Origin of the sequence: Lentisphaera araneosa HTCC2155, from assembly GCF_000170755.1 — a bacterium.
GTDB classification, from domain to species: Bacteria; Verrucomicrobiota; Lentisphaeria; order Lentisphaerales; family Lentisphaeraceae; genus Lentisphaera; species Lentisphaera araneosa.
Genome location: NZ_ABCK01000009.1, coordinates 118,532 through 131,108 on the forward strand (window position 1 = coordinate 118,532; position 12,577 = coordinate 131,108).

The window sequence follows — 12,577 nt, forward strand, 5'->3', positions numbered from 1 at the left end:
TAAAGTTTTTTTGACTCTTGTCGCTACATGAGCTGAGGCCGAAGATGGCGGTGATTAAAATGGCGATGTAAATAATTTTTCTCATTTTTTTTCATCCTATATCTTAAAGTATGACTAAGTCATTGTACAAGGCTCAGTGAGTCTTTGCAATATATAAAAGTATGTGTCTTATTCGAAAGAAATTTTTTCTCCACTAAATTTAACAAAAAAACTATTCGGCATGCTGCTGGCCTTTGTTTTATCTTGTGGGGAGTATTTCCATTTAACAGATCGTTTTGAAAATTTTTCATTGCTAGAAGCAATGATATCTGAAGGGGTGTTGATGACAATTTCAATTTCGAGCTGATCGATGCGTTTTTTGGATTCGTCTTTTGTGATATTTTTGAAATCGTATGGAGTCGAGTAAGTGAAGCTCCAATTTTCCTCATTTTTACTCAAGCGAGCATAGGGGATGAAGCCTGAATTGAGGGCCTCTCGAAGGTTGTTGATTTCAATTTTGATGTCAACATGTACGCGGCCGGAGTTCTTGTGGACGCGTACAGAGTGAGATTTTAGTTCCAAGAAGGAATCGAGGTACTCTTCGATGGCTTTTTCATCAAAATAGTGGATAGATGATTTACCTTTGCTATTTTTAGCGGCTTCATCGAGATCTTTTAAACTCGTTAAAGTCTTATTATCTATCGAGTAAGAGATGTTTAGTGAGGCTGATCCATCGTTAAATATATTGAGTTCTTGTTCATAGACTAAGCAAGAAAAGAAAGAAACTGCAGCCAGGATTAAGAGGCTAAGTTTGGTGAGTTTCATTTCTTTTTTGCAGTCGTGCGAATTTTTCGAATGGTGAATCGCAAGGCATCTTTGCCCTTTTTAACAGTGATGTGCTGTGTGTTGGTGATTTTGCCCTTTAGGATTTCTTCGGCAAGTGGATCTTCAAGGTGGCGTTCAACTGCACGACGAAGAGGTCGAGCCCCGTATTCTGGGGAGAAACCTTTGTCAATCAAGTAATCTTTGACTTCTTGGTCGTAAGATATAGTGCAGTCGCGGTTTTCTAGGCGAGTCGCAATTTTCTTGACTTCGAGATCGATGATTTCTTGGAGGTCGTGCTTGACTAATTCGCGGAAAACAATGATTTCATCTAGGCGGTTGAGGAATTCAGGCTTGAAGTGCTTTCGTGCAGCGGATTGAAGTTTTTCGACGAGTCGAGAGTATTCAAGTTCGGTGTCGGGGTTAGTGAAGCCGAGTACACCTTGGCCGTGCGCTTGAGAGGCACCAACATTCGATGTGAGGATGATGATGGTGTTACGGAAATCAATTTTCACGCCATTAGTATCCGTGACAATGCCTTCTTCTAAGATTTGTAGAAGTAGGTTCATGACGTCGGGGTGAGCTTTTTCAATTTCGTCAAAGAGCACGACGGAGTAAGGACGACGGCGGACTTTTTCTGTTAGTTCACCGCCTTCGCCATGTCCAACGTAACCTGGAGGAGAGCCGACTAAGCGTGTGACGTTAAACTTGTCCATATATTCTGACATATCGACTTGGATAAGGGCTTCGCTATCGCCGAACATCATTTCTGCAACGGTTTTGGCGAGTAAGCTTTTACCAACACCTGTGGGGCCTAAGAAGATGAAGCTACCAATAGGGCGTTTAGGGTCCTTGAGGTCGGCTCTAGAGCGTCTTAGGGCGCGAGTGAGTGAATGTGCTGCTTCGGGTTGGCCAATAACAACTTTTTTAACTTCTTCTTCGAGATGAAGGAGTTTTTGTACTTCACCTTCTTCGAGTTGACGGATGGGGATGCCAGTTAATTTGGCGACGATTTGATGGATGTCGTCGGAATCGATTTGGACGGTTTTTTCGTGGTTGTTCGCCCGCCAGTTTTCGAGGATGTTTTCAATTTCTTTCTTGAGTTCTTTCTCTTTATCGCGTAGAGAAGCCGCGAGCTCGAATTTTTGTTTTTCAATCGCGTTCTTCTTTTCAACTTGGACCTCATCGACGTGATCCTCTAATTCTTTGAGGTCAGGAGGGCGTACCATAGAGGAGATGCGTGCACGCGAGCCAGCTTCATCCATAACGTCAATAGCTTTGTCGGGTAGTTGGCGACTTGTGATATAGCGGTTTGAGAGGGTGACTGCGTCTCGAAGAGCTTGAGTTGTGTAAGAGACGTTGTGGTGCTCTTCGTACTTTTCTACAATCCCTTGAAGGATTTTTACGGCGTCTTCGATGTCTGGGGGGTTGACGACGATTGATTGGAAGCGGCGTTCAAGTGCAGAATCTTTCTCAATGTATTTTCTGTATTCATCCATAGTGGTGGCGCCGACACATTGGATTTCTCCACGCGAAAGAGCTGGTTTAAGGATGTTTGATGCGTCAAGTGCGCCTTCAGCAGAGCCTGCGCCAACAATTGTATGAAGTTCATCGATGAACAAGATGACATTTCCGCACTGGCGAATTTCTTCCATGACGGCCTTGATTCTTTCTTCGAATTGGCCGCGGTATTTAGTTCCTGCAATCATGCCAGGTAGGTCGAGGGCGATAATGATTTTATTGCGTAAAATTTCAGGTACATCACCATTGATGATAGATTGTGCAAGACCTTCGATAATAGCTGTTTTACCAACGCCAGCTTCACCGATGAGGACGGGGTTGTTTTTGTTGCGTCGACAAAGGATTTGGATGATGCGCTCAATTTCGTTGTCGCGTCCAATAACGGGGTCGAGTTCTCCATTAGCAGCTAGTTCTGTTAAATCGCGTCCGAAGTTGTTGAGGTTCTCCATGGATGGAGTGTTGGTGGCGCCTGTAGTTGGGCTGCTCTCGTTGGGGCGTGTGTCCGCGGGGATGTAGTTCGGGTCGAGTGCTTTCATGATCTCGTTGCGAATAGATTCAACGTCAACATTTAAAGAGCGAAGTACTTGAGCTGCAATGCCTTCACCTTCTTTGAGGAGGCCTAGTAAAAGATGTTCAGTTCCAATATAGTGATAATTAAGGGCTTTCGCCTCGCGGAGAGCTAGGGCAAGAGTCTTTTTTACGCGAGGAGTAAAGGGGATCTCTGTGTCAGGTTCAGGAGGGTTGTCGGAAGAGGGGGAGAGTTTTTCAATTGCAGTACGGATGGTTTCAAGGTCAACCCCCATGTTGACGAGAGCATTGACGGCTACGCCGCTTCCTAAGACAATGATGCCTAAGAGGAGGTGTTCAGTTCCGATGCAATCGGCATTGTAATTTTTTGCTTCGTTTTTTGCTAGGGTAATAGCTTGCTGGGCTCTGGGAGTAAGGTTGTTGAGTGCTGATTCTGACTCGTCCATAAGGCTTCCTTCTAAAAAGATTCTTTGATTATTTTAAAATTATACACCGATGGTTAAGAAAGGCCAATACGATTTAGCTTCTGAGGGTATTTAAAAAGTATTCAAAGTCTTTATTCATTACTTTACTTGTGTCACAATCGCTTTGCTCGTCGTTCAGCAGTAGGATAGAGTGGAGTTGTGATTGGAAAAGTTGAGTGAGTTCTTGTAGCTTGTGTTTGTCTAGGTAGTTGAATAGGCATGCGCAGATCATGTCTTCTATATAGGAGAAGTATTCTTCAGATGTGAGTGAGGGGAGGGATCCTAATGACCAATAGCTTGAGGCAAAAAGCTTGTAACTGTGATCGGACTCTAGAGCTTTGAGTTGTGCGTGGGTTTCGGCTTTTTTTACAGCGTAGCCTAATTGGATGGCGGCAGTGATGGTTTCTTTTAATGTTGTGTTGGAGCTCGATTTGTTTTCTAATGTATAGATGAGTGGGGAGTTCTTCTTTATTTGCATTGGCTTCAAAGTGAAGCCGAGGTCTGAGCATGCCTGGCTAATTCGCTGGATTTGATTATCCATGTATAGGTGAGGTAGGGCTATGCCGAATTGGAGTTTGAAGGCTTCTCCTAGGTGGGAGGGGTCTGGGCCTAAGAATCCTAGCTTTTCGTGATAGGTGAAGTTGTTTTGGATATCTCGGTGCTGGTTTTTTAGTCGAGCGTCTTCTAATTCTTGAGTATTGTTGCTGGTGCCTATGTAGCCGAAGTTTATATGGTGTTCATTAAGAACTTTTATATATGTGCCCTCCGAAGTTAAAACAGTATTATTGCTTAAGTCTTTTATTTCTCTGACTTCGGGGTTGCGGGAGTTTAGTTCACTGAGGATGGCAGGTTTTAACTTATCGTTTTCGGAATTGAGGAATTTATAACTGTCGAGGTTTCTGAGGAACTCTATCCTAGTGAATAAATAAGGGTGCTCTTGCTTGGGGATCTTTAAATCCTTAGAGAGTGAGTTAGCTAATTCGTATTTTTCGTTTTTTATAGCATCGCTAATTTGTTTGGGATTATAGCTGATTGCTTCACCAATTTTCATTGATTGGGAAAAATATTCCAAAAAACAAGTGTAGCAATGAGGGCAAAAAGCTTGATTGCTCAGGGTGATTTTCTTGAGGCTACTCTCGCATTTTGGGCAGATTGGCTTGTGTAGAGCTGTGTTAAGCATAGGTAATGAGGTCGAAAAGGTGAGAATTTTGTATAAAAAGTGTCTTAATTAACTTTGTGCTAGGGAAAATGAAAGGACATTTTTTTGATTTTATGTGGTATAGAGGTATCTTAGTCATAGTTAAAAAGTTTAAGTGTTAATTATGGATGCCATAAATGAGAGATAGTAAACGAGTGATTATTTGTACTGAAGATATGTTCAGTTCCAGTAGTTATACAAAGATTTTACAGGGTCAAGGTTACGAAGTTTTTAGTGCTTTTAATGGGAAAGATCTACTTTCTCTATTTGAGAGACTTCACTTTGAATTTGATTTGATTATATCAGATGTCCGAATTCCAGGCTTAGAGAATTTTGATATTGGCGATTATGTGGCACTCCAATCCGGTGAGTTTATTCCTATTATCGGTATTGCGGTTTTTCCACGAGATGAAGAATTGATGATGAATGCCTCTGAAGGTTATACAACTGTTTTAGAGAAAGGGTTTTCTGCAGAAGAGTTTATAAGTGCAACTAATTCTCTCTTGGGTTTAGATCTTTATAAAGAAGACGGTATTTCTGACGAGCAAGTGAAGGCCAAGGCTCAACAATTACAGGATACGGCGACCGTTGTTATTGATAATTCTGAGTTTTCTGAGTTTCTCAAAGTTTACGGTCAGAACCGCAGTCGTAATTCGATGATGGACGATATCGCTAAAAATGAAGAGTAAATTTTTTAAGTTCTTTTGAAAGTATTTGTTTTTTCTTTCAAATGGAATTTCTTATACAATTCTACAACCAAACAACAAAAATGAATTAGGAGTCATCCCCATGAAAAAACTATTAATCTTTGCATTCTTCTTTGTGTTCTTTGCAGGTTCAACTGCTCTTGCATGTGATTCTTGTGCAGCACACAAAAAGACTGATAAAACAGAAAAATGCGACAAAGACGCTAAGAAAGAAAAATGCGATAAAGACTCTAAGAAAAAAGATTGCGATAAGTGCCCTTCTAAGAAGTAAGCAAATTATTACTTTTTGATTGAGAGCGGCCAAATGGCTGCTCTTTTTTTTTCTCTGTTTTTAAGGGCTTTTAAATGCCGCTAAATTCTGCATTCTACTTGTGGAGAGCATAGTTTTTAATTAATGATTTTTCGACCTTGCAGGTATTAGGTAGTGCTTTATATTGCAGGTCATTATAAATAAGAAAACGTACATAAAGGGTTTTATATATGAGCGCATTAGCGGCATACATTAAAGATATAGTAGCAAATGGTCAAGAGCCAAATGCTGCTATGGTAGGTTACTTAGCTAATCTCGAACAAGTGGCTAAAGTCGATAAATCTATTCCAGCAGCCATCATTAAAGAATTAGAAGATCAACGTTCTTACTTAAAGATGATTGCTTCAGAAAATTATTGTTCACTTTCAACTCAATTAACTTTAGGTAACTTGCTTACAGATAAATACGCCGAAGGTTTCCCGAATCATCGTTACTACGCTGGTTGTGATAATATTGATAATCTTGAAGGTCAAGCATGTAAAGAGGCGTGTGATCTTTTTGGCGCAGAGCACGCGTACGTACAGCCTCACTCTGGTGCTGACGCAAATATGGTGGCTTTCTGGGCGATCTTGAATAAAGTTGTTCAGAAACCCTATATGGATAAAGTTGGAGAAACTAATCTTTATAATTTAACTGACGAGCAATGGGCTGAGTTACGCGCTACTTTTGGTCACCAAAAGCTTTTGGGTCTTAACTATTACTCTGGTGGTCACCTCACTCATGGTTACCGTCATAATGTATCTGCACGTATGTTTGATGCGTACACATATGATGTGGATCCGAAGACACAAGTTCTCGATTATGATTCTATTCGTAAGCAAGCGGAAGAAGTCAAGCCAACAATCCTTTTAGCTGGGTATTCCGCTTACCCTCGTAAAGTGAATTTCCGTATCATGCGTGAAATCGCAGATAGCGTAGGTGCTGTTTTTATGGTTGATATGGCTCACTTTGCTGGTCTTGTGGCAGGTAAAGCATTTACGGGTGATTTTGACCCAGTCAAACACGCTGACGTTGTAACGACAACTACGCACAAAACACTCCGTGGTCCACGCGGGGGTTTAATTCTTGCGAAGAAAGAATTTGGTGATTTTATTGATCAAGGTTGCCCAATGGTTCTTGGGGGACCACTTCCTCATTGCATGGCAGCAAAAGCGATTGCTTTTAAAGAAGCTAATACTCCTGAGTTCCAAGAATATGCTCAAAACATCGTCAAAAACTCAAAATCTTTAGCAGGATACCTATCAGAAGGTGGCGTTAATCTTACGTCTGGCGGTACTGATAATCACCTCATGGTGCTTGATGTGACTAATTTTGGTTTGACTGGTCGTCAAGCTGAGGATGCAGTTCGTGCTGCAGGTATTACACTCAACCGTAACTCAGTGCCTTTCGATCCGAATGGAGCTTGGTACACTTCTGGTTTAAGAATTGGTACTCCAGCTTTGACTACCCTTGGTATGGGTGAAGCGGAAATGAAAGAAATTGCACAGGTTGTAATAGAGATTCTTGAATCCACAACAGCAAATATAATTGCATCAGGCAAAAATGCCGGTAAAAAATCTCTTGCGAAGGCGACAACTGACGAGGCGGTGATTGCTTCGTGTCGTGAGCGCGTTACCAATCTATTGAATCGTTTTGTTCTTTATCCGGAACTTGACACGGAAATTTTGAAACAAGTTTTAAATTAGGTTATTTAATGAACGCAGCAGAAGCAGTAATTAAATGTTTGGAAAAGCATGGCGTAGAGTACATTTTCGGCTACTCTGGCGGTGCAGCGATTCCATTCTTTGATGCTCTGGTCACCACAAAGACAGAAATCGAACTTATCCTTGTGCGTCATGAACAGGGTGCGACTCATATGGCCGATGGCTACGCTAGAGCAACAGGGAAACCAGGTGTCGTTTTAGTAACGAGTGGTCCAGGTGCGACCAACACGATTACAGGATTGATAACAGCTCAGATGGACTCAGTGCCGATGATTGTTATTACAGGTCAAACAATCAGCCCTATGTTAGGTAAAGATGCCTTCCAAGAGGCGGATGTATTTGGTATTTCTCTTCCAGTGGTCAAGCACAGCTACTTGGTGCGTTCACACGAAGATATGACTCGTATTGTTAATGAAGCGTTTTACGTAGCGACAAGCGGACGTCCAGGTCCAGTTATTATAGATGTCCCAAAAGATATTAGTTCAACTGAAGGTGTATTTGATTTAGATGCGGCTATGGATTTACCAGGCTACACAGTGCCAGGCCATGGAGATGTTGACAAAATTAAAGACATCGCAAAAGCATTTAAGAAAGCCCGTAAGCCTGTGATAATGGTAGGTCATGGATGTATTTTATCAGATGCTGAAGAAGAACTTAAGCTTCTTGCTGAAAAACTTAATGTCCCAGTAGTTAGTACCCTATTAGGCAAAGGTGCTATATCTGAGAAGCATGACTTAGCTCTCGGTATGCTCGGTATGCATGGTACAGCTTATGCGAACTTCGCAATTAAAAATTGTGACTTAGTTTGTTCTATTGGTTCTCGTTGGGATGACCGTATTGTTGGCAAGCTCGATGAGTTTTGTGCCGATGCAGTAAGAATTCACATTGATATTGACCCTTCTGAATATGGTAAAATGATTACACCCGATCATTGGTGTGTTGGCGATGCTCGTTTAATTCTCGAGGAACTACTTCTTCATGTGGAAGAATGTGATACGGAAGCTTGGGTCAAGCAAGTTAAAGAGTGGCGCAATGATTACCCTTTGAAATTTGATACTATTGAAGGTGGTTTAACCATGCAGGAAGTTCTTGCTGAGTTAGACAAGCAGAGCGATAGTGAAGCCATTATTTCGACAGATGTTGGTCAGCACCAAATGTGGGCAGCGCAATTTTGTAAATCTACGAAAGGAAAAAACTGGTTGAGTTCTGGTGGAGCTGGTACAATGGGCTTCGGTTTTCCTGCAGCTATTGGTGCGCAGTTTGGTCGCCCAGGTGACCTCGTTGTTTCTGTTTCAGGCGATGGCGGTTTTCAGATGACTCTTTTTGAGTTGTCGACAGCAGCCATTCACAAGCTGCCAATTAAAATTTTAGTCCTCAACAATAGTTACCTCGGTATGGTTCGTCAGTGGCAAGAGCTTTTCTTTGATGAGCGTTTGTCAGGCGTTGATATGGAAGGCAACCCTGATTTTGTGAAATTAGCTGAATCCTACGGTGTAAAAGCTTTCCGTATGTCAAGTAGTGATGATGTGGCAAAGGTCTGGGAAGAAGCTTTGGCATATAATGATGGGCCATGCTTGATCGAAGCAGTTTGTAACAAAACTGATAATGTTTACCCCATGATCCCTGCTGGCGCTAACTACGATAAGATGTTGCTTGAAGCTCCTGAAACGAAGTTAGAAAAGCCAACTGGTTCAACCTAAGGATTTGATGATGAAAGAATTTCAAAATCATACAATAAGTGTTTATATTCGCAATAACCCAGGTGCTTTAATGCGCATGTGTCAGATTTTCTCACGCCGTGGTTACAATATTGATTCTCTCGTTGTTTCACCTGCAATGGATGGTCGCTTTTCACGTGTTTCGATTTCTGCGAAAGGGGCAAGCGATAGTTTAAAACAAATTAATTTACAGCTCGAAAAACTCGTCGATGTCGTTCACTGTATTGAACACAAAGATACAGAGGCAATTGTTCGCGAAATGGTCTTAGTAAAAGTTGCGGCAAACGCAGTAAACCGTGGTGAAATCCTGCAAATTACTAAGCACTTTGGTGGAAAAACAGTCGACTTTACAGACAACTCTCTGGTTATTGAGTGTTCAGGTGCATCAACTAAGCTTGATGCAATGATTGCCCTTTTATCTAATTACGAAATTGTCGAAATGGTCCGCAGTGGACAGATGTTAATGGCTCGCGGAGAAAAGCCCACATAGGGTTTCTAGAAATGTCGGGTCAACTTACTGGAAAGGTTAATGCATTATCAGAACTTCTTTGTCGTCGTGACGAGAACTTTGATGATTTATGTGATTCTCTTTTGAAAAGTGACCTGATTGAACTTCAGAAAATGACGATGAAGATGGAGGAGCTTGAGTTACCTGCAAAAGGTATTCTGAGTAAGTTACTCCATTCTCGTCGTGTTAATGAGATTAGTAAAAAGATTCAAGGTACTTTTGAGAAAGCACAAGAAAATTCTTTTGAAGACGTCCTCATTTTAATAGATACGCTGATCTGTAATAAAAATAATGAAGTTGCTATCAAAGCTCAGCTGAATTCACTTGAAACTCAGTTGGGAGCAGAACCTTCATTGGAAGGGTTTAAAACAGTATTTGCGCGCTTTAGAGCTCGAGCTATTAATTATCAGCAAGCGCAGAACTGTTCACTATTTAACCTACTCAATTCGAATCAGGGCATGCCGGTAATAATTTGTGCCTTAGTTGTGCTTTTAGCAAAACGTAAAAACCTTAAGTTCTTTGGTGTAAATTTGCCAGGGCACTTCATTCTGGCTCAAGAATATGAAGATGGTACTTTAGCCTATTTTGACCCCTCCAGCGAGTGTTTTAAAGAGATGACGAAAGCGGAATTAAGAGTGCTAGTTAATCGTTACGGTTATGAATTGAGAGCCGAAATGCTTGATCCTGTAGGCGAAGTTGAAATTTTAATAAGAATTATGAATAATCTGTATCGCATATGGGCTGAGCAAAGTAGTAGTCTCAAGTTTCGTGCAGCAGGAAATATCATACAAATGATGAAAGGGGTTTAGATGTCTTTATCTAATGATTTTTATTCCAAAGCTAAAGAATTAATTCCTGGTGGTGTAGATTCACCAGTTAGAGCTTTTGGTGCCGTTGGTGGTGATCCACTATTTTTTCAAAAAGCACAAGGTGCTTATTTAACGAGTGTAGAAGGTGAAGATTACCTTGATTTCGTAATGTCTTGGGGGCCGGCGGTTTTAGGTCATGCTCCTCAGGAAGTCGTTGATGCCGTTAAAAAACAGGCTGAATCAGCTTTTAGTTTTGGTATGAGTTGCCCTCTTGAATACGATTTAGCTAAACTAATGACCGATACAATTGATGGGCTCGAGATGGTGCGTTTTGTGAGTTCCGGTACGGAAGCGACAATGAGCGCGATCCGCTTAGCTCGTGGTTTTACTGGAAAAGATCAGTTTATCAAGTTTGAAGGTTGTTATCACGGCCACTCTGATGGCTTATTAGTAAAAGCTGGCTCAGGTGTTTCAACTTTTGGGACGGCTAGTTCTGCGGGTGTTCCTGAGGGTTACACAGCGACAACGCGCACGGCTATATATAATGATCTAGAATCAGTCGAAAGTATTTTGCGCGATGGAGAAACTTCTGCAATTATTTTAGAGCCTGTAGCAGGTAATATGGGTTTAGTGCCTGGTGAGAAAGACTTCATTTTAGGTCTACGTAAACTTTGTGATCAGTACGGAGCTTTACTCATTTTTGATGAAGTGATGTGTGCTTTCCGAGTTCATGAAAAAACAGCTGCAGAACTCTATGGTGTCAAACCTGATTTATTCTGTTTTGGTAAAGTGATTGGTGGTGGTTTACCAGTGGGTGCTTTTGGTGGGCGTAAAGATGTCATGGAAAAATTGGCTCCCTTGGGTCCAGTATATCAAGCCGGAACTCTTTCAGGGAACCCTCTCGCAATGGCGGCAGGGATTAAAAACTTAGAAGTTTTCCTCCGTGATAAAGTGTGGGAGAAAACGAACGACTTAGGTAAAAGCCTTAATGATAAAGTTCAAAAGCTCATAGCAGGACGCAGTGATGTTTGCTTTACGCAGTTAGGTTCGATGTTTACACTTTTCTTTAAAGAAACTTTACCTAAAAACATGGATGAGGTAGGCGATTGCGACTTTGATCGTTTTGGACGCTTTTTTCAGTTTTGTTTAAAAAACAAAATCCTCCTGCCGCCATCTCAATATGAGGCAAACTTTTTATCCTGTGCGCACACGGACAAAGACTTTGATCACTATGTATCCACATTAGAACAATTTTTAAAGGAAGATCAATAATGGGCTTATTACTAGATACCGCCTTAGGGAAAAAATGTGAAAGAACACCGATTTGGTTAATGAGACAAGCGGGTAGATATATGCCCGAATATCGTGCAGTTCGCGAAAAGTTTTCTTTTCTTGAAATGTGCATGCAGTATGAGAATGCTGTTGAAGTGACTATGCAGCCTATCGATATCCTCGATGTGGATGCCGCTATCTTATTTTCGGATATTTTGACACCCTTAATCCCAATGGGTTTCGATCTTAAATTTTATGAGGGACGTGGCCCCGTTATTCACAATCCAATTGAAAATGCTGAAGATGTATCACGCGTTGTGGTTCCAGATGTAAAAAAGGGTTCGGATTACGTTTACGATGCACTTTCTGCCATTCGTAAAAAATTGTCTCCAGAGAAAGACTTAATTGGCTTTTCCGGTGCACCTTTCACAGTTGCGTCTTACGCAATTGAGGGTGGTAGTTCAAAGAATTACCTCAAGATTAAAACTTTTATGTACACTCAGCCTAAAGCTTATGATGAGTTGATGAATAAAATTGCTGAGATGACTTGTTACTATTTATTGGAACAGTTCAAAGCAGGTGCTCAAATCGTTCAGATTTTCGATTCTTGGGGCGGTGTTTTGAGTCGCGAAGATTATTTGAAGTACTCGCACCCATACACGGTTAAGATTATTGATTTTATTAAGAAAGAAACCGGTGGTAAACCAGTTATTCACTTTGTGAAAGGTGCCAATGCTTATTTCGATTCTGTAGCTGATTCACAAGCTGATGTATTGGGTACGGATTGGACTCTGCCACTAAATGTCGCGAAAGACTTATGTAATAACTCACGTGTTCTCCAAGGTAACTTGGATCCTGCATCTTTATTCTCTAATAAAGAGATTTTAGCTGATAAACTCGAGTTGATTCGAGAACAGGCAAAAGGTTTGAAAGGACACATTTTTAACCTAGGCCATGGTATCATGCCGAAGACTCCAGTAGAAAATGTCAAGTTTGTTGTCGATACTGTTAAGTCTTGGAGAAATAATTAGTTGAAGT

Annotated in this window: 11 protein-coding genes; 8 read left to right on the forward strand and 3 right to left on the reverse strand. The window is 41.2% G+C overall.

Annotated features, from left to right (window positions below; all coding sequences use genetic code 11):
* Nucleotides 1-168: 168 nt before the first annotated feature.
* The 3 genes from LNTAR_RS11000 to LNTAR_RS11010 form a co-directional block, all read right to left on the reverse strand.
* A complete protein-coding gene (locus LNTAR_RS11000; RefSeq protein ID WP_007278778.1) occupies nt 169-804 on the reverse strand; it encodes a hypothetical protein in 636 nt (211 codons plus the stop codon).
* Nucleotides 801-3,296 carry an ATP-dependent Clp protease ATP-binding subunit gene (locus tag LNTAR_RS11005; RefSeq protein ID WP_007278779.1) on the reverse strand — a complete coding sequence of 832 codons (2,496 nt, stop codon included), beginning with the start codon at nt 3,294-3,296 and terminating at the stop codon, nt 801-803. The genes LNTAR_RS11000 and LNTAR_RS11005 overlap by 4 nt, the downstream gene beginning before the upstream one ends.
* Before the next feature lie 73 nt (nt 3,297-3,369).
* Nucleotides 3,370-4,365: a hypothetical protein gene (locus tag LNTAR_RS11010; protein WP_040914729.1), complete on the reverse strand. Its 996-nt coding sequence runs from the start codon at nt 4,363-4,365 to the stop codon at nt 3,370-3,372.
* A 284-nt stretch (nt 4,366-4,649) separates the two neighbouring features.
* Here LNTAR_RS11010 and LNTAR_RS11015 point away from each other — a divergent pair, with 284 nt between their 5' ends.
* The 8 genes from LNTAR_RS11015 to hemE all read left to right on the forward strand — a co-directional run bounded on the left by LNTAR_RS11015 (nt 4,650) and on the right by hemE (nt 12,570).
* On the forward strand, nt 4,650-5,201 hold the full coding sequence (locus tag LNTAR_RS11015) for a response regulator (protein WP_007278781.1): 552 nt from the start codon (nt 4,650-4,652) through the stop codon (nt 5,199-5,201).
* 100 nt (nt 5,202-5,301) lie between these two features.
* On the forward strand, nt 5,302-5,490 hold the full coding sequence (locus LNTAR_RS11020; RefSeq protein WP_007278782.1) for a hypothetical protein: 189 nt from the start codon (nt 5,302-5,304) through the stop codon (nt 5,488-5,490).
* A gap of 209 nt (nt 5,491-5,699) precedes the next feature.
* Nucleotides 5,700-7,214 (forward strand): glycine hydroxymethyltransferase, encoded by a 1,515-nt coding sequence (locus LNTAR_RS11025; RefSeq protein ID WP_007278783.1) that lies wholly within the window; start codon nt 5,700-5,702, stop codon nt 7,212-7,214.
* Nucleotides 7,215-7,222: 8 nt separating this feature from the next.
* Nucleotides 7,223-8,932: a biosynthetic-type acetolactate synthase large subunit gene (ilvB, locus tag LNTAR_RS11030; protein WP_007278784.1), complete on the forward strand. Its 1,710-nt coding sequence runs from the start codon at nt 7,223-7,225 to the stop codon at nt 8,930-8,932.
* A gap of 7 nt (nt 8,933-8,939) precedes the next feature.
* Nucleotides 8,940-9,440: an acetolactate synthase small subunit gene (ilvN, locus tag LNTAR_RS11035; protein ID WP_202944944.1), complete on the forward strand. Its 501-nt coding sequence runs from the start codon at nt 8,940-8,942 to the stop codon at nt 9,438-9,440.
* A gap of 11 nt (nt 9,441-9,451) precedes the next feature.
* Nucleotides 9,452-10,267: a transglutaminase family protein gene (locus LNTAR_RS11040; RefSeq protein ID WP_007278786.1), complete on the forward strand. Its 816-nt coding sequence runs from the start codon at nt 9,452-9,454 to the stop codon at nt 10,265-10,267.
* Nucleotides 10,268-11,539 carry a glutamate-1-semialdehyde 2,1-aminomutase gene (gene hemL, locus LNTAR_RS11045; RefSeq protein WP_007278787.1) on the forward strand — a complete coding sequence of 424 codons (1,272 nt, stop codon included), beginning with the start codon at nt 10,268-10,270 and terminating at the stop codon, nt 11,537-11,539.
* Complete coding sequence (gene hemE, locus LNTAR_RS11050; protein ID WP_007278788.1) at nt 11,539-12,570, forward strand: uroporphyrinogen decarboxylase; 1,032 nt, start codon at nt 11,539-11,541, stop codon at nt 12,568-12,570. Before hemL ends, hemE begins: the two co-directional genes overlap by 1 nt.
* Nucleotides 12,571-12,577 lie beyond the last annotated feature (7 nt).